The organism is Labilibaculum euxinicum (assembly GCF_963678175.1).
Lineage (GTDB): Bacteria > Bacteroidota > Bacteroidia > Bacteroidales > Marinifilaceae > Labilibaculum > Labilibaculum euxinus.
The window spans coordinates 2,852,258-2,877,006 of the sequence record NZ_OY782756.1 but is presented as its reverse complement, the minus strand read 5'-3'; the positions used below and the strand labels follow the sequence as shown (position 1 = coordinate 2,877,006).

Sequence of the window (24,749 nt, the reverse complement as noted above, 5' to 3'; positions counted from 1 at the left end):
CTGCTATCATCAATTGAATTTTTATCGCTCCGGCATCATGCTTTTCGAGGAAGCTTTTTTGATGTTGCGATCCATAAAACTACCAGAGAAAATTAAACCACCAATAATCCCCATAAAAATATAAAGTACCTGCGCTCCCATGTTGTTTTGCGCTCCCGGTGCATCTAGAAATACACTGCTTAAACCAATAAATGCTTTACTTCCCGGAACAAGCATCACAATTCCAGGCACTAAAAACACCAACTGAGGCGATCGTGTTATTTTACTAAATAGTTTGCTGATGCTTACGGCCACAATAGTTCCTATAAAAATACTGACTAAAATTCCTGTGAAGTCGAAAAGTGTAGTGGTATAAAAGCTAATAAATCCAGCAATTACACAATACAGCAAATCTCTTGTCCGCACTTTAAACACCACCGAAAGACTCAAGGCCAAAATTACGATAGCAAAGTAGTCGAGCCATTCGGGCACATCATTTATTACATTATTAGGTTGCAGGTCAACAAACAAAGGAAGAATTGCCAGACCCAAAACAACACCAAAAAACTGCTTAAAAAGCGATACCAAGGCATCGAACAATTTGGCCGTCCCCGACACCAAACTTCGGGAAGTGATTTCTTCCAATGCTGTAGTAATCGATAATCCGGGAATAAACACAATAATAGATGCCAGAATAGTCATGGAAATATTGATCTGTTCAAATTTCATGGACAATAAACCGGTTATTAGAGTGGCCACAAAGGCTATTAGTGACTCCAAGGCACTTCGAATGTATCCCGATTTTTGAGCCAAAAGAGTAATGCCATAAATTACTGCTCCAATAATAGATGCGGTTATTGCAGAAGCCCAGCTGGTATCCAATATCATGCTAAATGCCCCAGCCGAAAGAATAAAGGCTGCCAATTCGGTTAGTTTGCCATAAGCAAAAGGTGCTGTTTTTAATTGCTCCATGGCAATTTTGGCTTCTTCAAAACTGCTTTTATTTGAAAGAACATCGTTAGTGATTTCAACAATTCGCGACAAAGCACCCAAATTCAATTCCCCTGGCGGCACGCACTCTACGTAATTGTAGGTTTGCTCTTCCTCTTCGTAAAACACATAGTTGATCCAGGTTGGTGTATCCATAAAACCACCCTTAATCCCTTTCTTTTCCGAAATCTCTGTCAGATAAATCTGCGATTTATAGGAGGGTACGCCATAAGTATGTAAAGCCTTACCCAACTGAACTATGAATTTATATTTTCCGGGAACCTGCATGTTCTTTTATTTCTGTTCTAAATGATTATTTGAATTTGCGGCGGTGCTCTTCGTCCAAATGTTTTATTTTTCTTTGTTCACCAACCACAATTCACTATTCACTGCTATCCGATGATTGCTATTTTAAAATCCGGACAAAAATACAATTTATTTACGCATCGAGACGTCCCGGAATCTTGTTATTCCCTGCATTTATATTCGGTAAAGAAAGAATACTTCTTGTTTTGTTTCATTTTCCTTAAAATATTCTCTTTTGGGAGAATAACGAGAGCCTTTATGCATTACTTTTGCAACTCAAAACAATCAATAACGAAAAAAAAAGATCTGTCATAAATATTAGGGCTTCCTTTACGGATAAACCTAAACATGACGGCTTCTTCCTGAACTTGATCGGGACAACTATTATCATTTAAATTATTAACAAATGAACTCTATTTTTAGACCTAAATTATTCTCTGTACTAAAAGGTTACAATATCCAGGGTTTTCAAAAAGATTTATTTGCAGGAATTATTGTAGGTATTGTTGCTCTTCCTTTGGCCATTGCATTTGCTGTTGCATCGGGTGTTTCGCCCGAAAAAGGTTTAATTACAGCAATTGTGGCTGGTTTTATCATTTCTTTATTGGGTGGCAGCCGGGTTCAAATTGGAGGACCTACAGGTGCATTTATCGTAATTGTTTACGGTATTGTTAGCCAATACGGAATTGATGGTTTAATGATCTCAACATTTTTGGCTGGTATAATTCTAATTCTATTTGGGGTACTGCGCATGGGAGCGGTTTTAAAATTCATTCCCCATCCTTTAATTGTTGGATTTACCTCGGGTATTGCTCTGGTTATTTTCTCTACTCAAATTAAAGCAGCCTTTGGTCTTCAGATAGCAGAAGTTCCATCTGAATTTATTGGAAAATGGGCTTGTTATTTCTCTAATATTTCCAGTCTCAATATATATGCAATCGCGATTAGCGGAGGTACAATTCTATTGACCTTATTCGCTGATAAATTGATCCCTAAAATACCAGGATCCTTTATCGCAATTATTACAATGACCGCGCTTGTGCAGATTTTCGACATGCCTGTTAACACCATCGAATCGGTATATGGAGAAATTCCCAACTCATTTAGTTTCTCGGTTCCAACTGTTGACTGGACCAATCTTCCGAATTACTTTCAACCGGCAATAACTATTGCGATTTTGGGCGCGATCGAATCTTTACTATCCGCAGTAGTTTCCGACGGTATGATCGGTGGAAATCATCGATCCAATACAGAATTAATTGCACAGGGAATTGCCAACATCTTCTCTCCTATTTTTGGAGGAATTCCGGCAACAGGAGCTATTGCGAGAACTGCAACTAATGTTAAAAACGGTGGACGCACACCTGTTGCGGGAATGATTCATGCACTTACTCTATTGTTAATCATGCTGGTATTTGGACGATGGGCAAAATTAATTCCAATGTCGTGTCTGGCAGGTATTTTGATTGTGGTTTCCTACAATATGAGTGAATGGAGATCTTTCAAATCTATTCTTAAGGGTTCAAGATTTGACATTATCGTTTTACTCACCACCTTCTTCTTAACCGTATTGGTTGATTTAACCATCGCTATCGAAATGGGAATTGTACTGGCATCTTTAATCTTCATGTATCGAATGTCAAAAATCAATGGCGTAATTCAACATGAATCGGATTCGGATGAGATACAGAATTACAATCAAATCCCTAAGAAAATTGAGATATATGAAATTAGCGGACCGTTCTTTTTTGCCGCTGCCAAAAGATATCAGGAAACCCTTCGCAACCTGAAAAGTTCTACATCAGTTCTTATCATTCGAATGCGACATGTTCCTTTTATGGATACCACCGGAGTAAGAAACTTCACCGAAATCATTAAAAACTTGGAAAATAGAAAAACAAAGGTGATTTTATCCGGAGTAAATTCGGAAGTAATGGGCGATTTACTAAAAAGCGAAATTCATCACTTAATAAACGAAAAAAATATCTTCGACAATTTTGATGATGCTGTTGAAGCCGCTAAAAAATTACTATAGTTGGTAAGAAACTGTTTAAAAATGAAACCGGACAATAGGTATTCCTCCTAAAGTCCGGTTTTTTCATGTTTAATCCCCTAAAAAAACATAAAAACTAAATTACTAATTGAAATTCGTTTTGCAGGGCACTCACAACCATGTCAGGAACTTGATGTGGTTTTCGGGTTTTACTATCCACAAAAACCACCGTAGATGTTGCAGTACATGTCTTTTCTCCTTTTCCGTTTTCAAATTCGAACTCAAATTTGAAACGAACCTTGGGCAATTCCTTTATTTTGGTTCGAACCGTTAATTCTTCATCATAGCCTGTCGGTTTTAAATATCTTAAATTCATTTCAATTACAGGAAGCATGACATTATTATCCTCTAACACCTTGTCGTTTATGCCAAATTGGCGCAACAGTTCCGTTCTGGCCTGATGACAATAATTAACGTAGTTGGCATGATAGACGTAACCCATTTGATCCACCTCGTTGTATCTTGGCCGTATTTTATATTCACCAATAATCATTGTTCAATTTTTAGTTCGGAAACATCAACTTTCTTCCAAAGTTCTAATAGTGCGTTGCCAATTTTCGAATCTTTATTGTACTCCAAAATTGTTTTTTTCTCTACCATCGAGTAAACTACCTCTTCAGAAAAAGGCAGTTTGCCCATCAGCGTAATTCCCTGTGTGGTAAAAAAGCTTTCCATTTGCATGGAAATTTCTAAATTGATATCATATTTATTGATTAGAGCATACATTGGTATTTGGAACGACTGCACCAACTCTACCAAACGCACCAAATCATGAAATCCTGATTTGCTGGGCTCTGTAACCAAAATTACTGCATCGGTTCCGGTAATAGACGCAATTGCCGCACAGCCAATTCCAGGAGGTCCATCGTTTAAAATAAAGTCAGCATTCTTTTCTATGGCAATTTCTTTAGCTCTTTTGCGGATTTGAGTCACCAATTTGCCGGAATTTTCCTCACCCGGTCCCATTTTAGCATGAACCAATGATCCAAAACGCGTATCGGACACAAACCAATGATTGTTGCGGCTTCGCTCTGAACTAATTGCTCCTGCAGGACAAATACGTTCACAAAGACGACAACCTTCACATGCAAAAGCATCGATACGTAAGCCTCTACCCGGTTTAAAATGGATAGCTTCAAATTTGCAATGCTGTCTGCAAAGACCACAATTGGTGCATAAATTAGTATCAATAGAAGCAACCCAAGCTCCCTCGAACACATGTGTCTCTTTATTTTCCGGTTGAAAAATAATGTGAAGATCAGCTGCGTCAACGTCAGCATCTACAAAAACAGTATTTTTAATCACCGAAGCCAAAGCTGCTGTAATACTGGTTTTTCCTGTTCCTCCTTTACCACTAAGAATAGTTATGTCCTTCATATTAATTCAATTTCTTCAAATACTCAACCACCTTGCGATACTCCTTCGCGAATTGAAGGGGAACACAGCTCACTATTTTCCCTTTTGCATACAAACCTGCATACTCTTTACTAAAAGGAATTTCACCCAGCAAGTCAATATTTTCGGCCTTCAGAAACTCATACACTTCAGAATCTCCTAATCCGGCTTTGTTTACAAAAACACCAAAAGGTTTATTCACCTCACGCAATAAATCAACAGTAAGCTTTAAATCATATACTCCGAATGGAGTTGGCTCTGTCACTAAAATCACAAAATCGGCATCCGAAATGGTCTCAACAACCGGACAACTTGTGCCAGGTGGTGCATCGTAAATCAGAATATCATGTTCACCAACTAAGTTCTTCTTTAAATCCTTAATCAACATAGTCTGCAATGGAGAACCAACCCGCAAATTGCCTTCCATCAGACTCAAATCATTACCAATATTGTAATTGGTCACAGTTCCAATGGCATTTTTGGTTTCGTGAATAGCATCAAACTGACAGGCCACAAAACAAGCACCACAAGAATGACACAAATCCTTATTCACAACAGCATACTGCATTGAGGGAATCATTACAATTGCGTTGAATTCACAATATTCCTCACATTTTTTACAAAATGTACATTTCGAAGTGTCTATTTTGGGAATCACCTGCTCTGATAATTTCTCGCTCTTAACCGAGAAATTCCGAAAAAACAAAAGGTCATTCGGCTCTTCCACATCGCAGTCAACCAACTGTACACTTCTTGTCCAATGCTCATTGATGGAAGAAAATAAATTAACAGCAAAAGTTGTTTTGCCTGTTCCTCCTTTGCCACTTGCAACGGCTATTTTAAACGCCATAAACTCCCCTCCTGCTTTTTTGTAATGATCAAATCTCCCTTATTCACACCCAACATCTCAGCCATTATATCACATTTTGCCATCAGCATAAAATAAAGTGATTTTCTTTTTTCATTTAGCAAACCTTCAAAATTTCCCTGTCCTTTAGAAATTACAACAGTTGCTTTTGTATACAGTTCCTGAAATTCTTCTGAACAATTATCCACTAAGGTTGAAGGTGCATCATGACCATTCGATATCACCCTGCAAACATCCTGCATTCCTACTTGCTCAGCATCCTCGAAAGTCACATCATTAATTATCGGATTTCCCCGAACAACATAAGTTAAGTTGGGATGATTCAAATGTTGAATAAAAAGCTTATCGAAAACTATTTCGCCTGCATTATCGCCTAAATACAAAACCGATTCTGCTTTTTTTACCTCAGCAAACATCTCATCTCTATCGTCCAAAGCAAAATCAAGAGCCAGTAATTCTTCTATTTTAGCTGGAATATCGGCTGGTACACTATGTGCTCCATAATCAACAATATTGCCAACAACAGCTAATTTTGCGGCAATATGCAGTGATTCATCATTTTCATTCACAAATGCAACCCATTTTTTATATTGCGAATACAAAATTGAATTGGCATGTTTCTTCTCCTCACGGTACAAATCATCATTTTGTATTTTCTTTTTCGCCAAACGATGAATTAGCAACGCCAGATAAGGATTTGAGAGGTGCTTACAATTTGTTAGTAAATGATTTACTTCAGAGGAAAAATCACCTGCAACTTCCCCCTGAAGATTAAATTTGTCAATTAGTAAATCCACCGTTTTGGAATGGCAAGTCAAACACCTGTTATCCATATTTAGTGGTCGCAATAGTTAGCTGTAAAGCTTAAACTTTCATCCAAAAATCCTTTTACCAATTCTTTAGCATCTAATTGAGGTGCTCCAACAAATACATTTACATTGTGTTGATTAAAAATTTGTATGGCTCTGTTTCCCATTCCTCCGGCAATTACATCAGTAACCCCTAAGTCAGCTAAGAATGGAGGCAACAAACCTGGTTCGTGTGGTGGTGCAGCCACTAATTCTTCTGTAACAATAGCTTTATCCATTACATCAAGCAATGCAAAATGCGAACAATGGCCAAAATGTCCATCCAAAATTCCATCTTTAACTGGAATTGCAATTTTCTTTTTCATTCGTAATTATTTAATTTAACATTTTTAAATATCAATATCTTATAAACCAGTTAGGATGTTTCATATAATATTTCAATTAATCAATCCCAAACAAGAGGGAACACTATTTTATTCTTTGTATCAGATACAGCACAAGAGCTATTGATATTATTCAAGAAGAATAAAATCAACAAGACCCTTATGCCTCTTACTAATCAGGATGCATTTTTTTATGAAACCAAGGAATAAATATCTAATCATTTATTTTCCTTCGGCGAAGTCTTAGTCTTCCGGCACGTCCTCGTCCAAAACCAAATCCTTGTCCTTTGCCTCTTTCAATGGTTTCATCCTTAAATTCAGTCTCACTGTACATTTTCTTGTTGCTGTTACAACGCCCCATTCCTCTTCCGGTTCGGGCACCTTTTCCCTCCGGACCACTTCGATCTAAACCTGGCATTTCAACCTCCTTTTTTAAATTGATTTACTACTTTTCAATCTTTTTCCCTGCCCTTTACCGCAACCACTTTTTCGTTTCAAACCTAAACCTTTCCCTAACTTCTCCAATAGAATGTTTTGGTCAGATTCAGAACATTGTCCTAGTCCCCTTCCCGATTTTGAACCTTCTCCTTCGGGTCCTTTTCCATCCAAATGTGGCATAACATTTTATTTTAAGATTTCAAATTGTCTATAATGTGCTGCACTGTGCTATTATCATCTTGCAGCAACACCATTTGAATATTGAACTTTTCAAGCAATTCTTTTGCTTTAGGCCCAAAATCACCTGAAATTACTTTTTGAGCACCCAGTTCGACCACCTTTTCAACAGTTTTGGTTCCTGCTCCACTTTGCGAGTTGATATTTTCATTCTCAATGAAACTAATTTCTCCTGATTGATCATCATACAAACAAAACCAGCCTGCTCTTCCAAACCGCAAATCAAAAATTGAATTCAATTGATTTCCCGTTGATGTAATAATTGTCTTCATATTCTTATTTATTAATTAATTCGATGTGTTTGGAATTACAAGCCGGACAAGTTTCTTTGTCCATAGTTTCCGGAATATTAAATCTTGCATTGCATTTTGAACACAAATACCAATTCTTATCCATAACTGCATTCCCAAAAACAGTTCTTATTTCCTTTGCTTCTACCAATGCTGCAGCAATTTTTCTTCGGGCACTTTCGTAGATTCTCGCAAAAGTCGGCCTCGATATGCCCATTAAACCAGCAGCTTCATCATGTTTTAACAAATCGTAATCTGCTAACTTCAATGCTTCATATTCTTCATAAAGCAAATCAATTGATTTCCGACTCTTAGAATTTACACCAAAGGGTCTGTAACCCTTAAATCTTGGTGGTTCTACAACTTTTCGCAATCTGATTTTTCTTGGCATAGGGATTTATTTTTAACAAATATAATGAGAATATTCTCATTACGCAAATATTACCAGCCTTTACTAACAAAGCTATATAGCAAAAAAAGAGGCTCTGCAGCCTCTGTTAAATCTTTATCTCTTACAAACCTTATACTTCTTCTTCCTGAGAAATAAAATGGGCAAATTGTCTTTCAACAGTTATTGGTTCAGTCAAATACAATTCTCCAACCTGTTTCGACATGACATCCGGAAATACATATTCTTTACCCTTAATTAATCCTTCTACTATTTCTCTGGCAACATTTACAGGAGAATCTTTTTCCATTTCCAGATCTCTTGTCATATCAGTATTGACAGGTCCAGGATATACTCCCATAACAAGAATATTAGTCAAAAACAATTCTCCGCGCAAGCCTTGTGTAATACTATGAACGGCAGCCTTCGAGGCAGAATATACTCCTGCAATTGGCATACTGGCCAAGCCCAACAGCGAAGAAGTATTTACAATGGCAGCTATTTCCCTCTGTTTTAAATAGTCTATTAAAGAAACAGTCAACTTTACCAAACCCCAAACATTTACTTCAAAATTTACAGCCATACTGTCTAATGTTTCATCCGAACAGAATCCTCCGGATTCATAAACACCAGCATTATTAATTAAGATTTCAACATCCTTCGCTAATTTTGCAGCCCTAATAATTGATCGATCATCCCTTAAGTCTAAAAGTATCGGAACCAAACGATTCCCATACTCTGGTTTAAGATCATCCATAGATTTTAAATTCCGTACTCCCGCATACACTTTTTTTGCCCCCTTTTCGAGTAGCTCAATGGTTATTGCTCTCCCAATTCCTCTATTAGCTCCACTTACAAAAGCTACCCTATCTTTAGGGGACACTTTGATTTCATTCATCACAACCTCCATTTTTGGTTTAACTTATTTTGAATTGATTCTACTCAATTTACAAATATCCCACCCCAATAGCAATGTAAATTATCTATCCAAACACTATTTAGATACAATAGGATCATTTTGAACATATCCCGTACGAATCAAATGGACTAATTTTTCTATCTTTGTTTTTGTCTTTTAATTTTGGCAATTTCTTATCGGGGTGCGAGTAATCTATAGTCTTTTCCAATAGTATTCCCGGCTGGAGATGAAAAGAAATTGAACGACACAAATATTAACCGGACTCTGGAGATACATCTTTATGGATCCGGTTATTTTATTTTAAACTGAAAACCACACGCAATTAAAAATAAATAGAACTATCATTAACCAAAATATTTACCAATATGTCAACGAATTATTTCAAAGCCTATCCTGACGAAAAAGGAAATTTCGGCCAATACGGAGGAAGCTATATTCCTGAAGTTTTAGAAGAAGAGATGAAGAAAATTAACGAGGCTTACTATTCAATTAGTAAATCTCACGAATTTATCTCAGAACTAAGAAGCATACGTAAGCACTTCCAGGGTCGTCCCACTCCTGTTTATTTCTGCAACCGCCTATCCAATAAATATGGTGGACGAATTTATCTGAAACGCGAAGATCTAAATCATACAGGAGCGCATAAATTAAACCATTGCATGGGCGAAGCTCTTTTAGCCAAATACATGGGCAAAAAAAAGCTGATTGCTGAAACCGGTGCCGGCCAACATGGAGTTGCATTAGCCACTGCTGCTGCCTATTTTGGATTGGAATGTGAAATTCACATGGGGGAAGTCGATATTGCCAAAGAACATCCAAATGTAGTGAGAATGAAAATTCTTGGAGCAACAGTTGTACCTGTAACTCATGGACTAAAGACATTAAAAGAAGCAGTTGATTCTGCTTTTATGGCTTACCTTCAAGATCCGGTTAATACAATTTATTGTATTGGATCAGTCGTAGGACCGCATCCATTTCCTATGATGGTTCGCGAATTTCAACGCGTAGTTGGAATTGAAGCAAGAGATCAATTTCAAGAAATGACCGGAGAACTGCCGGATAATATTGTTGCTTGTGTTGGTGGAGGAAGTAATGCAATGGGAATTTTCTCGGCCTTTTTAGAAGATGATGAGTGTAAATTGCATGGCGTAGAGCCTGCCGGACGTTCTTTTGATAAAGGAGAACATGCAGCAACTCTAACTTTTGGCAAGCCAGGAGTAATACACGGATTCAAATGTTATCTTCTTCAGGATGAAAATGGCGAGCCTGATCCTGTATATTCTGTTGCCAGCGGATTGGATTATCCTGGTGTCGGACCTGAACATTCTATGCTTAAAGATCTGAACAAAGCTGAATATCATTCTATTACAGACAAAGAATGTATTGATGCTTTTTATGAATTGAGTAGAGAGGAAGGAATAATTCCTGCACTGGAAAGTGCACATGCTGTGGCGTATGCATTGAAACTGGCAAAAGCAAATCCGAAACAATCTATTTTGGTAAACCTAAGTGGCAGAGGTGATAAGGATATCGACTTTATTGTTGATACTTACGGATTGCCCGAATAAATTACCACAAATAAATTTGTACCATAAAATCAAATGTCACTTTTCGAAGTGGCATTTTTTTATCCCTCATAATTGCTTTTAGTAAATTAATTAACTGAGAACATTAGAATTTAGTTTGTTCAGATTTATTTTTTTTGACTTATATTTGCCATACTATGGAAACTAAATTTAAATTCACGAAAGATTTAACGAAAGAAATGGAATTCATTACTTCGAGGAGTAGTGGTCCGGGCGGGCAAAATGTGAACAAAGTTAATTCTAAAGTTGAACTTCGGTTTTCTGTTTTCGAGTCAGAAATACTGACGAAAAAAGAAAAGGAAATCATCTTTCTAAAATTATATCATCATATCAATAATCTGGGTATACTATCGGTAACTGCTCAAACAGAACGTTCTCAGGTTCAAAATAAAGAAATAGCAATCCAAAAGTTTTATCAATGGATTGAAATTGCTTTAACTCCTGTAAAACCTAGAAAAAAAACCAGACCAACAAGAGCTTCGAAAGAGAAAAGATTAGAAGAGAAACAGGCTCTTGCACAAAAAAAAGAAAGCAGAAAAAAGCCTGAATTATAGAGATATTAAAAAAGGGTGATCCAATGGATCACCCTATATTTTTGTTTGAGAACTTCAATTTACATGTTTGCAAAGAAGTCGTTTCCTTTATCATCAACAATAATAAATGCTGGGAAATTTTCCACACGGATTTTACGAACTGCTTCCATTCCTAATTCTGGAAAATCGATCACCTCGATAGATTTAATACTGTTCTTCGCCAATACTGCTGCAGGGCCACCAATTGATCCTAAATAGAATCCTCCGTTTGCTTTACAGGCATCAGTTACAGATTTGTAACGGTTCCCTTTGGCCACCATTACCATCGAACCACCAACCTTCTGAAAAAGATCAACATAAGAATCCATACGTCCTGCAGTTGTTGGGCCGAAACTTCCTGAAGGCATTCCTTTTGGAGTTTTTGCGGGTCCGGCGTAATATACAGGATGATTCTTGAAATACTCAGGCATCTCTTTTCCTTCCTCCAACATTTGTTTGATTTGCGCATGAGCAATGTCACGGGCAACAATCAAAGTTCCTGTTAAACTCAATCTTGTTTTAATTGGATATTTGGTCAATTCTTTCAATATATCTGCCATTGGCTGATCTAAATTGATTTCAACAGCCTCCTTCAAATGCGGAGCTTCTTTTGGCAAATACTGAAATGGATTTCTTTCCAATTCTTCCAAATAGATTCCATCTTCGGTAATTTTAGCTTTCACATTACGGTCGGCACTGCAACTTACACCCAAACCAACCGGACAAGAAGCTGCGTGACGAGGCAAACGAATTACTTTTACATCGTGAACAAAATATTTACCACCAAACTGAGCTCCAATTTCACTCTTTTGGCAAATCTCTTCTATTTTTTTCTCCCATTCCAAATCGCGGAATGCCTGACCACCTTCGTTACCTTCGGTTGGCAAATGATCGTAATATCCGGCAGAAGCCTTCTTCACCGTAGCCAAAGTTGCTTCGGCCGAAGTGCCGCCAATTACCAATGCCAGGTGATACGGAGGACAAGCTGAAGTTCCTAAATCACGAAGTTTATTTGTTATAAAAGTGGTTAAGTTCTTTTCGTTTAAAAGAGCTTTGGTTTCCTGATAAAGAAAAGTTTTGTTTCCTGATCCGCCGCCTTTGGTTACAAATAAAAATTCGTAAGTATTCCCTTTGTTTGCGTAAATATCAATTTGAGCAGGAAGGTTATTTCCAGAATTTTTTTCTTCAAACATCGAGAAAGGAACAACCTGAGAGTATCTCAGATTTCTTTCCTGATAAGTATCGTAAACTCCTTTAGAAAGGTGCTCAGCATCATCTGCTCCGGTATAAACATCTTCCCCTTTTTTTGCTACAACAATTGCAGTACCTGTATCCTGACAAGTAGGCAATTCTCCTTCAGCAGCAACCACCTGATTCAACAACATCGTGTGAGCTACAAAACGATCATTATCTGACGCTTCATTATCCTGAAGAATTGTCTTCAATTTATTTAAATGAGCAGGACGCAGGTAAAAAGATACATCTGAGAATGCCTCTTTCGAAAGCATTTCAAGTCCTTTCGGATCTACTTTTAAAATTTTTCTTCCATCAACTTCAACAGTTGAAACGTAATCTGTTGTTAGCAAACGATACTTGGTAGTATCCTTTGTTATCGGAAATGGTTTCTGATAATGAAAATCGGACATGATATAATATTTTAAATTTTGTATTTACAAGTCAAACGACAATAATCAAAAATGAATATTTTCGCCTTAATTAAAGTCATAGACAAATATAAGATAAATTGCAGTTTGAGGCTCTGGAAATTAGCTATTCTATAACATTGTCCTGCAACATAAACTCAATAATTTCAATTCTTTCAGATGGCATCAAAATCCCAATGAATCCAAAATTTTCTCATTCAGCTGTCTGTTTTTACCTATGTAAGGATAACAGTGAATGTGGATTGCCGGATTAAAATTCATTTCAATTATGGCATAATTGTCTTTTGCTGCCGGCTGATTCACATCCTCAATCATCATATCCAAACCTGTAATCTGAACACCAAGAGCTTTTGACGACTCTATTGCTATATCTTTGTATGACTGATGAATATCGTCCGTATAATCAATACTATCGCCACCGGTACTTATGTTTGAATTCTCCCGCAGGTAAACTACCTGATCTTTTTTAGGAACACTTTCGAAACATAACCCTTGCTCTTTCAAGAACATTTCTTCAGCCTCTTCCAACCGAATTTTTTCAAGCGGTGTCCGATATCCTTTCCCACGCAAAGGATCCTGATTTTTGATTTCGACCAACTCGCGAATGTTTTTTTCACCATCTCCTTTTATGTTGGCCGGAACTCTGTGCAAAATACCACACACCTTATCGTTTATTACAAAGAATCGGAATTCCCTACCCGAAATAAACTCTTCAATAAGGATACTTCCATCGTGTTCAAAAGCAATATCAACAGCTCTTTTGTAAACCTCCTCGTCTTTATTTTCTTTTAAAATGGTAATTCCTAAGCCAAAATTTGTCGATTTAGGTTTTACTACAATTCCTTTTCCTTCAAACAAATCAAAATCAGAACGTGCTTGTCTGGCATCCTGATAATCCAATCCGGCAGGAACCCTAATTCCACCTTTTTCAAGAATTTTCTTCGTTACCAGCTTATTCTCCATCATTAAAACACTTGAATAGTTATCTAATGATGTTCGGGTAGCCTGCATTACATATTCCGTTTTATCTCCCTGACTTAAACTGATGAAATTTTCACATCGGTCCAATATAGTAAACTCCACCCCTCTTCGTAAAGCCGCCTTCATAAGTAATTGAGAAGACAATTCCAGATCTTCGAATCCATGAAAGCGAAAACTACTCATCTCACTTTCTTCCTTGTACTGCTTAGCTTTGTTCAAATGGAAATTAATAAAGCCCTCCTCTACAATTCGTTGTTTTACTTTAAATGAAGTTCGCTGATCAGGATTTTCAATAAAATTTGAAATCTCGGCAAGAGATCCCTGATAATCAGGATCATTAATTAAATCGGCTGTTCTTGCAAAATCAGTAATGTCAGAAAATAATTCGTTCAACATCTTTTTTGCACAAGTTTCCTGTCCATCAAAATTCATAAGCATTAGCTCGGAATTCAAACCATGACATGCAACCAAATCCTGATTATTGGCAGCCACCTTTTGAACTGCTTCATTGTACTTATCATTTTCGGCGGTGAATAAGCAATACAACAGAAATAAATGTGTGAAATACAATCTATTTTTAGATACTCCCGATTTTTCAAAGGGATCTAAATCCAGAATACGAACTTCCAGATGTGATATTTTTTTGCTCTTTTCATCGAATTTTAACCGAATAGGAAGATAAAGCTCCTCTCCTGCCAATATTTTACCAGTTTGAATCAAGTTAGACACAGACTTTTTATAATCCTCCAGGCTGTTAAAATCGACATAAAACTCTTCTATATTTCGATATCCCATGGAACTGTTTCGAATCGAAATCGCATTTCCACAGCTCATGAAACTCTTTTTTCCTGTTTTTAACGATTTCATTTTAAAAGAAGGATCAGAAATCGGGCTTTCGCCAAATAACCAGATCAGCATCCATCGGTACCGCATAAAATTCCGAACCATTTTTAAGTAAACAGACTCACGAAAGCTTTCCAAATCGCTGTTGCAATGATTCGCTTTTTTCAACTTTCGCTCTAACCTGTCTGATAAAGAAAAATTAAAGTGAATCCCGGAAAGCATCTGTCTTTCCTTCCCATATCGGTTGGCCAATTCCTCTCTGTATTTCTCTTTATGAATTCCTTTCTCTCCGAATTTAGCAATTGGTATCTCTTCTTCCTGAGGCAATAAAGGAGGTAAGCTTTGCGGCCAAAGTAATTCATCGGTTAAATTTTCAGAAATTACATCCTGCAAAGTCTCTAAAAAACCATGAACTTCAGCAATACTATGCAAAGGAGGTGTTATCATCTCCACCTGACTTTCCGAAAAATCAGTTGTAATAAAAGGATTCTGAAATTTATCACCCAAAATTCCCGGATGTGGTGTCGTTGCCATCTTACCCGTGTAATCGACTCTCACATTTTCCTTTTCAATGCCAAATTTACCGTTCTTCAAGCTCTCACGAATCCCTTCTAACCGAAGCGCTTCGTTGATATTATTAATAAGATGATCCATATATCAGAATTTACCAAATGTATTATTTTTAAAATATGTTCGTAATAAAAAGTAAAGAACAATGCCTTTTAATATGCTGCTTCCGGTGATGCTCCACCAAACTCCATTTAAACTTAAGACCGTATAAAAACCAAGAAAATAAGCCCCAGGCAGTCGTAATGAAGTAAATATTACACTTACAGCAGCTGATATTTTAGTTTTTCCAAGGCCATTAAAAACACCGGCACTAATCATTTCCAAACACATAAATAACTGCGATGCTGCCAATATCATTAAATAGTCCTTACCCATTGCTATACTTTCTGCCTCAGGCACAAAAATGGAAAATAATGTTTTAGGGAAAATCAAGAAAATCATTGTAGTTACAGCTCCTACGGCCAGGGATAATCGCAAACCCGCTTTATGAATATTAGGAACCTCGGTAATATTTTTTGCCCCGTAACTATGCCCAACCATAATAGTTACAGCTTGCATAATTCCTCCAACAATCATAAATGTAATCGACTCAATTTGAACACCAATTTTCTGAACAGCTATCGCATTTGGTCCCCAATCTGCAATGATTCTGGCAAGAAAAATGTATATCACCGAAAAAGAAATTCGCTGCACCGCAGCAGGCATTCCAACCTCAAATAAACTTTTTAATTTAGTTGCATAAGGCAACAAGCCTTTGAAATAAATAGTGTCAAATTTTTGATAGACAAAATTGAAATACATCAGGCTGCATGTTCTACCAATTATTGTCGCTATTGCTGCTCCTTCAACTCCCAGATTAAATACAAAAATCAATAATGGATCAAGTACAATATTCACCAAGGTTCCAATAACACTAGCCTTAAAGGAGATTTTTGTTTTACCATGAGCATTAAAAATGCTGATGAACAAAAGGTTCACAAAACTGATAATAATCCCAAAGGAACTTATCACCAAATATGAAACGGCCATTTCATTAACATGAACATCTTTCATTTGAAAAAAACCAATGAATTGTTCCGGAATGGCTAAAAATACAGAAGTAAATAGAATGGCAATACCACCAATTCCCCATAATCCAGCGGTTGAATATCTTCCTGCCGCATTCATATTTTCGGCACCCACCGAATGTGCGATTTTTATATTTGCACCTACTGTTACAATCGAAGCCATTGCCCAACCCAGCTGTAGAAAGAAACCTGCAGAACCAACTGCTGCCACAGCTCCACTTCCCAAATATCCCACCCAAATCATATCGGTAAGATTATAGGTCATGTGCAAAAGAAACGAGCCGATAATCGGAAAAGCAAGCTTTAACAGCTTTTTCCCAACTTCGGAATATTTTTGTTCTCTTCTAAGTAAACTGGTGATGAATTTTAACATCTACTAAACTTCATGTGTGAGTGCAAACGGATATGAATCAAAAACGGATGTGATTTTAGCAAGATAACACATGCTCTATTTAAGCATTTGATTGATTAATATTTCCAATTCATTTTTCAAACACATTGCTTTCCCAACACTGCAGTTAAGTGATTTTGCCATTTCCAAGGGAATATTTTTAGCTTCTTCTTTTAGGTTTTTTCCTTTTTCTGAAAGATAAATGCGAACCTTTCTTTCATCTTGGCAACACTTTGTTCTTTTAATAAAAGAAAGCTGTTCCATTCGTTTCAAAAGCGGCGTTAATGTATTGGTATTCAAATACAATTTGCATCCAATTTCGTTAACACCAATCCCGTCTTTCTCCCATAAAACCAAAAACACCAAATACTGAGGATAGGTAATCCCAAGCTGATCAAGATAAGGCTGATATTGTCTTGTCATGAGCCGCGAGGCCGCATATATAGTAAAGCATAATTGATTCTCAAGTTTGAGAGGATTGAACTCTTTGTTAGCTAAATTGTCCATATTTCTTATTTATGTCGCTTGCGATGCAAATTAACGAAATTGTCTGTTAAGATCAAAAAATATAACCTTGTATATCCGGACATACAAGGCTATTATTACTTAATTCAACGAATTCGCTTATTCTTTCCAAAATCCACTTTGCTTAATCAGTCGATATTTTCCTGATCCCAACAACATTATGGCAAGTCCTCCAAATAAATACAATGCATTTAATTCAATTCCCAAACCTCCGTACTCATTCAAATGAAAAATACCTTCGGGGTGAGCTGCAGGAATAGACACGAGCATTGTCAGGGCAATTAACAATCCTGAAACTCTTGTGTATGTGCCTAATAATAAAAGAAGTGGTGCAATTAACTCTCCCAGATAAACTCCGTATGAAAGCATTTCGGGCAAACCTGTTTTAACAATCAAGAATTTCACTCCGCCAATACCATCCAATAATTTCTGCACTCCATGAAACAACATCAAACCACCAACTGATAGTCGTAAAATTAGTTTTCCTAAATTTTCCATAAATGTATTTTTATTTGATTAATTTCGATATTCATTACAAATCTATGAGCTTTTATCCATGATATAAATGCACAATTTGTGTGTATTCATGTACTTTTTTTTCAATATACAATTGCAGAATATGTTACACAATCTTTTACAAGACAATTTTGGATTTTCTGATTTTAAACCAGGACAAAAAGAGGTTATTTCTACCATACTGGAAGGAAAATCAGCAATAGCTATTTTCCCAACCGGATCGGGGAAATCTCTTTGTTACCAACTTCCCGCTCTCCAACTTCCGGAACTTACAGTGGTGGTTTCCCCTTTGTTGGCTTTAATAAAAGATCAAATTGATTTTCTGCAATCGAAAAATATATCTGCAGTCCGAATCGATTCATCTCTTTTGAAAGAGGAAGAACAGGATATCATGAATGGCATCCGTGCCAAACAACACAAAATTTTAATGATATCAGTCGAGCGTTTTAAAAATGAACGCTTTCGCAGATTTCTGAAAGACATTTCAATCTCCTTACTGGTAATTGATGAAGCTCATTGTATCTCAGAATGGGGTCACAATTTCAGACCGGATTATTTAAAACTACCAGATTATCGTGATGCTTTTCGTGCCAAACAAGTGCTTTTGCTTACCGCAACTGCGACTCCCAAGGTTATTGAAGACATGACTAAAAAGTTTGCCATTGCCAAAGAGAACGTAACAGTTACAGGATTTTACCGATCAAACTTAGATGTAAACGTTGTTCCGGTTATTCAATCTGAAAAAAACAATAAATTACTTTCATTACTGCTTCCCCGAAAAAATGAATGTGGAATTGTGTATGTAACACAGCAAAAAACAGCAGAGGTGGTTGCAGGTATATTATCCTCGAAAGGAATAACGGTCAAAGCATATCATGCAGGATTGAAAAGTGAAGACCGTGAAGAAATCCAAAATCAATTTATGGCAGATCAAGTAAATTGTGTGGTTGCAACAATTGCTTTTGGAATGGGAATCGATAAATCGAACATTCGTTATGTAATTCATTACGATCTTCCAAAATCGACAGAAAATTATTCTCAGGAAATTGGACGGGCAGGCCGCGATGGTAAAAAATCAGATTGTATTGTTTTGGCAAATCATGACAATGTGAATGTGCTTGAGAATTTCATATTTGGAGACACTCCTGCCCTATCAGGCATAAAAGAAATTCTCAGTCGCATAAAAAAGGCTAAAACAAGCTGGGAAGTCAAGTTAAATACACTTCCTGCACATAGTAATATCCGTATTCTGCCAATTAAAACCCTACTGGTTTACATGGAGATACGAGGAATTATAAAACCTCAGTACAGTTATTTTGCGGACTATCGTTTTAGCTTAAACAACGACGAAAAAAGTATCGTGGAAAAGTTCCAAGGAGAGCGAAAGAAATTTATTCAGGCCATTTTCGATCATTCTGAAAAAGCCAGAAAATGGATCACAGTAAATTTCGACACCATCTGCCAAAATTATTCGACAGATAGAAATAGAATTGTTTCTGCTTTGGAATATTTTGATTCGAAGAAATTAATCAATTTGGAAGCAAAACTAATGGTAGATGTTTTTGCCGTAACAAATCCGGATTTTGATATCGATACTGTGGCGCAAGAACTTTACGACAGTTTTAAAAAGAAAGAAGCAGTTGAAGTCAACAGAATTCGGGAAATGCTAAGTCTGTTCGAATCGGAAACCTGCATCAGTAAAAATATGGCTAACTATTTTGGAGAATATCCCGAATGGGAAAAATGCGGGCACTGCTCGGTATGCAATTCCGGTTCTGTGAAAATTGCAAAATCACACCAGCTAAAAAGTCTGCCTGAGTATAATTATATGGAATTGTGTGAAACTGCCAACAATAAGTTTGGTGATCTGTTAACTGATGAATTGCTCGCAAAATTTTTATGCGGCATAAACACGCCCATTTTCACCCGTTTAAAATTGAAACAGGAAAAACACTTTGCTTATTTGGAAAATTATCGATTTGGTGATGTTCTGGAATGGGTAACATCAAACAACAAATAAAAGATTAAAAGGTATTTACATATATCACTGAAACATTTAATATTATTTTAAATTAGATCACATAAGATATAAATTCAAAATGCTTATTTTTACAGCCTCATAAAAGTATTCTCTACTATCAGAAAGAATACATACTATATCTATTTAAATTTATTGGTTTGAAAAGAAATCCGAACTTCCCGTTTGCTCCGGCAAAAATTCCGTTTTTTTACGGATGGATTTGTATGATTGCAGGTACCATTGGTATAATCAGTAGTATTCCCGGACAAACAATGGGCGTTTCGGTATTTACCAATTACTTAATCGATTCGTTGAAATTAAGTCGCGATGCATTGAGTTCAGCCTATTTGATAGGTACTGTGGCAAGTTCTCTTTTCTTAACATATGCAGGTAAAATTTACGATAAATTTGGTGCCCGCTTCACAGCAATGATCGCTGCCTTAGGATTAGCCGTAACATTAATACTATTTTCCTATTCTGATCTTTTATCAGGATCGTTATCAAACTTTGTCAGCATCGAGTTCTCAACAGCTTCATTTATTCTGATCTCTCTATTATTTTTCTTCTTACGCTTCTCGGGACAAGGAGTACTAACCTTGGCCTCACGAAACCTGATCATGAAATGGTTCGACCAGCGAAGAGGATTGGCAAATAGTCTTTCCAGTGCGATTCAATCTTTTGGATTTGCCGTATCTCCACTTTTTATAGCACTGCTTATTACCCGCTTTAACTGGAGTATTACCTACCAGATTTTGGCAGTACTTACTTTTCTGTTTGTTATTTTCGCATTTATCTTTTACCGGGATAATCCTGAAGAATGTGGTTTAATTCCTGATGGAAAAATTATTGAGCCAAAACACAAAAGCAATCCTACCTTTCAAACTAAAAAACAATATACTCTAAAAGAAGCACGAAGCACATGGGTATTTTGGCTGTTTACTTTTGGCTTAAGTTTTAATGCATTTTTCATTACCGGTTTTACCTTTAATGTCATATCTATCTTCGAATCATGTGGATATTCGGAACAAAAAGCTTTAAGTGTATTTGTTCCTGCTTCCATCATTTCTATTATTTCTGCAATTTTAGGTAATCTTCTAAGTGATTACATAAAAATGCAAAAGCTTCTGATTATTTTTCTACTTGGATGTTTGTTATCAAGTTTAGGGATTGCAATTTTAGGATCTGAAATTGGCTACTATGTATTAATACTGGGAAATGGTATTATGGGTGGCCTGTATTCAGTTTTAGTAGCAATTACCTGGCCTCGCTTTTACGGGCGAAAACATTTGGGTGCGATTAGCGGATTATCAATGTCCTTAGTTGTATTTTCAAGTGCAATGGCACCCCTTTTCTTCAGTAGAATATTCACATTAACCGGAAGCTATAGCATAGCAGGATACGCTGGAGTCGCCTATGCCATTATTTTACTGATTTTCTCAATTAAAGCGAGAAATCCTCAATTGCAGTAAAAGCAGATACAAAACTAAATACAAATGGTATTTAATAATCAGTCTCTGGTGTTTTTAGCGTCTTTATTATTTTGTTTATCCTGACGTTTTTAATAAATTCGGGACGGCTTACTTTTGCATACTTACCAGCCACCACAGGTAAGTATTGAAAGCTATCATATTCCTATTTAGTTGATCATCTAAAAAAACCAAAAGAAATGAAACATTTCATTGCCATCATTTGGCTTGTACTCTTATGCCAAAGCTCATTTAGTCAGAACGATTGGGAAAACCCACATGTATTTCAGAAGAACAGAGAAAAGGCACATGCTACTTTTTCCCCATACTCTTCCATAGGGAAAGCTTTAGCCGCTGATCCTTCAAAAGAGGAAACTATTCAGTGTTTAAATGGAAAATGGAAATTTCAATACAGCAAAAGTGCAGGCAAAAGAAATTTAGAATTTTATCAGGAAGATTTTAACGACAGCGATTGGGATGAAATTTCGGTTCCTGGAAACTGGGAAATGTACAATTATGGATTTGCCAACTATACCAATGCAGCTTATCCGTTTGAACAGAATCCACCGTTCATTACAGATTCAATCAATGCTACGGGTTCATACATCTGTTATTTCACACCATCTTCGAATTGGAAAAACAGAGAAACATATATTCAATTTGGATCGGTAAAATCAGGCTTTTATATTTGGATAAATGGTAAAAAAGTTGGTTACAGCCAAGGCTCTAAACTGCCTGCTGAATTCAACATCACTCCTTATTTAAAAGATGGCAAAAATAAACTTGCTGTTCAGGTCTTTAAATTTACTGACGGCAGTTATCTGGAAGATCAGGATTTTTGGAGATTAACCGGCATTCAACGGGATGTAAATTTATATTATCGCCCCAAAACACATATTAATGATTTTTATGCCAAAGCACTATTGGATGAAAACTATCAGAATGGTGTATTTAGTTTAGATGCTGAAATAGAAAACCATTCAAGAAAAAATACTGGTGTATATCATTTTAAATATACAATTCTGGATCGTGAAGGAAATGAAATTCTGACTGACCAATCTGAATTCAGTATGAAAAATCAGACTAAGAAAATTTCATTTACAGGTGAAATTCCCAATGTGAAAAAATGGTCGGCCGAAGAGCCAAATTTATATACCCTGCTGCTAACTTTAAGGAACAAAGAAAATGCAGTAGTAGAAGCCACGTCGATTAAAATTGGTTTTAGAACCAGCGAAATTAAAGGAGGACAATTATTGGTAAATGGAACTCCAATCCTGTTAAAAGGAGTTAACAGACACGAACACAATCCTTACTTTGGGCATGTTGTCAACAGAAAGAATATGTTGGACGATATCCGTACCATGAAAAAATTTAATATCAATGCGGTTCGTACCTGTCATTATCCGAATGATCCTCTTTGGTATGAGCTATGCGATGAATATGGAATTTATTTGTATGATGAAGCCAATATTGAATCGCACGGAATGGGTTACGAGCCAAAGAATACTTTAGCAAATAATCCGGAATGGAAATCGGCTCATGTAGAACGAACTTCAAATATGGTGGAAAGAGATAAAAACCACCCTTCGGTAATTGTTTGGAGCATGGGAAACGAAGCCGGAACAGGACCTAATTTTCTAGCTTGTTATAAAAAGATTAATGAAATTGATGGCAACCGGCCCGTACATTACGAACGTGCTGAAAAAATGACCGACGTAAAAGAAAGACATACCGATATTATTGGTGACATGTACCGTCCTATTGAAAGCGTAGAGAAAAGATGGATTGGTACAGATCCGGAACGACCTTTTATTTGGTGCGAATATTCCCATGCCATGGGAAACAGCAACGGTAACTTTAAGGAGTATTGGGATTTGGTTCGTAAGAACCGACAAATGCAAGGTGGTTTTATTTGGGATTGGATGGATCAGGGAATTGCAAAGTACACTGAAAACGGAGAACGGTTTTGGGCATATGGCGGTCATTTTGAGCCAAAATGGGTGTATAATGACGGTAATTTTTGCTTAAATGGTGTTGTTGATCCTGATTTAACCCCGCATCCCGCTTTGTACGAAGTGAAAAAAGTATATCAAAACATTAATTTTAAAGCAGTTAATCTTTCTGAAGGACTTATTAAAGTTTCAAACGATTATTTCTTCAAAAATTTGAATGACTACCAAATTTGCTGGGAATTACTGACTAATGGTATTGTTCAAAAATCTGGAAAATTTATTCCGTCGGGAGTTGCTCCTCAATCTGAAAAAGAATTTAAACTCGATTTGGGTGATTTTAATCAAAGCGAAGGAACAGAATATTTCATCAACTTGTTTGCTTTGCAGGCTAAGGAAGCGGAACTAATACCATTCGGTCATGTTGTTGCTTCAGAACAATTTGCAATCAGTGAATTTAAAGCCCCGGAAGATCATTTGATTTCTGCTGATCTGATTTCAATTCAAGAGAATGCAGATCAATTAAACCTTACCGGCAAGGACTTTACAGCTTCATTCTCAAAAAAATCGGGTGCGGTCACTTCCTACAAATTGAATGGATACGAATTAATAGAAGACCAGTTAGTACCTGACTTTTGGCGTGCTCCTACCGATAATGATTTCGGAAACAAAATGCCGGAACGATGTGAAATTTGGAAACAGGCTATGAATGATGCAAATCTTCAGGAATTTACATCGAAACAAATCTCTAAATCGGAAGTTTCTGTTCATGCAAAATTACAACTGCCAAGTATTAAAGGTGCAATAGAACTTACTTATACAATTTACGGAGATGGTAAAATTAATGTAAACTATAGCTTCGAAGCTAAACAGCAAAAGTTACCGGAAATCCCGCGTATTGGATTACAGTTTAAACTGCCAAAGGAATTTAATAATCTTGCTTATTATGGCCGTGGCCCTCAGGAAAATTATATTGACAGAAATACCGCATCGTTCATTGGATTGTATCAATCGAATGTAGCTGATCAATATTTTCCATACAACCGACCTCAGGAAAACGGACATAAAACAGACGTTCGCTGGTTAAGCCTAACCAATCAATCAGGTTTGGGAGTAAAAATAATAGCCGGCAGTGAACCTATTGAATTCAATGCACTGCACTACACTACGTCTGATTTTGATCCGGGAACGGAGAAACTTGGACGCACAACTGCTGATGTAAAAGAGCACAAATTCGTAGAAGTTCACATCGACCACAAAATGATGGGACTTGGCGGTGATAACAGCTGGGGTGCAAAACCACACAATCCATATCTATATTATGCAGATAAAGTATATCATTACAGCTTTACCATTGTACCGGTAATAAAATAATCAACACCGGATTACCAATAACACACAATGCTTAAACTGATTTTAATCGGTTTAAGCATTGTTGTTTACAGGGATAAAACAACTACAAAAAAACTACCTGACCTGTAGTAAAGCAAATCCAAATGTCACATTAAAAAAAAATCTTCTTTTGGGTGTAATAATCTTATATT

22 protein-coding genes are annotated in these 24,749 nt (G+C 36.6%); 6 read left to right on the top strand and 16 right to left on the bottom strand.

Annotated features, from left to right (window positions below):
- Positions 1-21: 21 nt before the first annotated feature.
- Positions 22-1,257 (bottom strand): threonine/serine exporter family protein, encoded by a 1,236-nt coding sequence (locus ACY0M5_RS11455; RefSeq protein ID WP_461629203.1) that lies wholly within the window; start codon positions 1,255-1,257, stop codon positions 22-24.
- 424 nt (positions 1,258-1,681) lie between these two features.
- Here ACY0M5_RS11455 and ACY0M5_RS11450 point away from each other — a divergent pair, with 424 nt between their 5' ends.
- Positions 1,682-3,310 carry a SulP family inorganic anion transporter gene (locus tag ACY0M5_RS11450; protein ID WP_461629202.1) on the top strand — a complete coding sequence of 543 codons (1,629 nt, stop codon included), beginning with the start codon at positions 1,682-1,684 and terminating at the stop codon, positions 3,308-3,310.
- Positions 3,311-3,404: 94 nt separating this feature from the next.
- Here the strand turns inward: ACY0M5_RS11450 and ACY0M5_RS11445 are convergent, their stop codons facing one another.
- The 10 genes from ACY0M5_RS11445 to ACY0M5_RS11400 form a co-directional block, all read right to left on the bottom strand.
- On the bottom strand, positions 3,405-3,821 hold the full coding sequence (locus ACY0M5_RS11445; protein ID WP_461629201.1) for an acyl-CoA thioesterase: 417 nt from the start codon (positions 3,819-3,821) through the stop codon (positions 3,405-3,407).
- Positions 3,818-4,705 carry an ATP-binding protein gene (locus ACY0M5_RS11440; protein WP_461629200.1) on the bottom strand — a complete coding sequence of 296 codons (888 nt, stop codon included), beginning with the start codon at positions 4,703-4,705 and terminating at the stop codon, positions 3,818-3,820. Before ACY0M5_RS11440 ends, ACY0M5_RS11445 begins: the two co-directional genes overlap by 4 nt.
- Before the next feature lies 1 nt (position 4,706).
- A complete protein-coding gene (locus ACY0M5_RS11435; RefSeq protein ID WP_124991476.1) occupies positions 4,707-5,573 on the bottom strand; it encodes a P-loop NTPase in 867 nt (288 codons plus the stop codon).
- Positions 5,558-6,424, bottom strand: coding sequence for a damage-control phosphatase ARMT1 family protein (locus ACY0M5_RS11430; protein ID WP_124991475.1), 867 nt, complete (start codon positions 6,422-6,424; stop codon positions 5,558-5,560). Before ACY0M5_RS11430 ends, ACY0M5_RS11435 begins: the two co-directional genes overlap by 16 nt.
- A 2-nt stretch (positions 6,425-6,426) precedes the next feature.
- Positions 6,427-6,765: a NifB/NifX family molybdenum-iron cluster-binding protein gene (locus ACY0M5_RS11425; RefSeq protein ID WP_101309134.1), complete on the bottom strand. Its 339-nt coding sequence runs from the start codon at positions 6,763-6,765 to the stop codon at positions 6,427-6,429.
- Positions 6,766-6,997: 232 nt separating this feature from the next.
- On the bottom strand, positions 6,998-7,201 hold the full coding sequence (locus ACY0M5_RS11420; protein ID WP_156196280.1) for a DUF5320 domain-containing protein: 204 nt from the start codon (positions 7,199-7,201) through the stop codon (positions 6,998-7,000).
- A gap of 14 nt (positions 7,202-7,215) precedes the next feature.
- Positions 7,216-7,401 (bottom strand): DUF5320 domain-containing protein, encoded by a 186-nt coding sequence (locus ACY0M5_RS11415; RefSeq protein WP_124991472.1) that lies wholly within the window; start codon positions 7,399-7,401, stop codon positions 7,216-7,218.
- An 11-nt stretch (positions 7,402-7,412) separates the two neighbouring features.
- Positions 7,413-7,730 (bottom strand): NifB/NifX family molybdenum-iron cluster-binding protein, encoded by a 318-nt coding sequence (locus ACY0M5_RS11410; protein WP_461629199.1) that lies wholly within the window; start codon positions 7,728-7,730, stop codon positions 7,413-7,415.
- A 4-nt stretch (positions 7,731-7,734) separates the two neighbouring features.
- Positions 7,735-8,139, bottom strand: a complete 405-nt coding sequence (locus ACY0M5_RS11405) for a DUF134 domain-containing protein (protein WP_225441317.1) — start codon at positions 8,137-8,139, stop codon at positions 7,735-7,737.
- 130 nt (positions 8,140-8,269) lie between these two features.
- On the bottom strand, positions 8,270-9,034 hold the full coding sequence (locus ACY0M5_RS11400; RefSeq protein ID WP_160463397.1) for an SDR family NAD(P)-dependent oxidoreductase: 765 nt from the start codon (positions 9,032-9,034) through the stop codon (positions 8,270-8,272).
- A 386-nt stretch (positions 9,035-9,420) separates the two neighbouring features.
- On the opposite strand from ACY0M5_RS11400, the gene trpB reads away from it, so the two are divergent.
- Positions 9,421-10,623 carry a tryptophan synthase subunit beta gene (gene trpB, locus ACY0M5_RS11395; protein ID WP_156196278.1) on the top strand — a complete coding sequence of 401 codons (1,203 nt, stop codon included), beginning with the start codon at positions 9,421-9,423 and terminating at the stop codon, positions 10,621-10,623.
- Between the two features lie 155 nt (positions 10,624-10,778).
- Positions 10,779-11,195: an alternative ribosome rescue aminoacyl-tRNA hydrolase ArfB gene (arfB, locus tag ACY0M5_RS11390; RefSeq protein WP_124991468.1), complete on the top strand. Its 417-nt coding sequence runs from the start codon at positions 10,779-10,781 to the stop codon at positions 11,193-11,195.
- Between the two features lie 59 nt (positions 11,196-11,254).
- On the opposite strand, the gene ACY0M5_RS11385 is transcribed toward arfB, so the two are convergent.
- The 5 genes from ACY0M5_RS11385 to ACY0M5_RS11365 form a co-directional block, all read right to left on the bottom strand.
- Positions 11,255-12,859, bottom strand: coding sequence for a fumarate hydratase (locus ACY0M5_RS11385; protein ID WP_156196276.1), 1,605 nt, complete (start codon positions 12,857-12,859; stop codon positions 11,255-11,257).
- Between the two features lie 183 nt (positions 12,860-13,042).
- Complete coding sequence (gene gshAB, locus ACY0M5_RS11380; RefSeq protein WP_461629198.1) at positions 13,043-15,355, bottom strand: bifunctional glutamate--cysteine ligase GshA/glutathione synthetase GshB; 2,313 nt, start codon at positions 15,353-15,355, stop codon at positions 13,043-13,045.
- A gap of 3 nt (positions 15,356-15,358) precedes the next feature.
- The gene (locus ACY0M5_RS11375) at positions 15,359-16,711 is read right to left on the bottom strand and encodes an MATE family efflux transporter (RefSeq protein WP_461629197.1); all 1,353 of its coding nucleotides are present in this window, start codon (positions 16,709-16,711) and stop codon (positions 15,359-15,361) included.
- Between the two features lie 75 nt (positions 16,712-16,786).
- Entirely contained in the window at positions 16,787-17,236 is a 450-nt protein-coding gene (locus ACY0M5_RS11370) for a MarR family winged helix-turn-helix transcriptional regulator (RefSeq protein ID WP_461629196.1), read from the bottom strand.
- A 117-nt stretch (positions 17,237-17,353) separates the two neighbouring features.
- Positions 17,354-17,752, bottom strand: coding sequence for a DoxX family protein (locus ACY0M5_RS11365; RefSeq protein WP_101309145.1), 399 nt, complete (start codon positions 17,750-17,752; stop codon positions 17,354-17,356).
- A 121-nt stretch (positions 17,753-17,873) separates the two neighbouring features.
- On the opposite strand from ACY0M5_RS11365, the gene ACY0M5_RS11360 reads away from it, so the two are divergent.
- From ACY0M5_RS11360 to lacZ, 3 genes are all read left to right on the top strand, one after another.
- Positions 17,874-19,790, top strand: a complete 1,917-nt coding sequence (locus ACY0M5_RS11360) for a RecQ family ATP-dependent DNA helicase (protein ID WP_461629195.1) — start codon at positions 17,874-17,876, stop codon at positions 19,788-19,790.
- Positions 19,791-19,948: 158 nt separating this feature from the next.
- The gene (locus ACY0M5_RS11355) at positions 19,949-21,259 is read left to right on the top strand and encodes an MFS transporter (protein WP_461629194.1); all 1,311 of its coding nucleotides are present in this window, start codon (positions 19,949-19,951) and stop codon (positions 21,257-21,259) included.
- Positions 21,260-21,456: 197 nt separating this feature from the next.
- Complete coding sequence (gene lacZ / locus ACY0M5_RS11350; protein WP_461629193.1) at positions 21,457-24,579, top strand: beta-galactosidase, LacZ type; 3,123 nt, start codon at positions 21,457-21,459, stop codon at positions 24,577-24,579.
- Positions 24,580-24,749 lie beyond the last annotated feature (170 nt).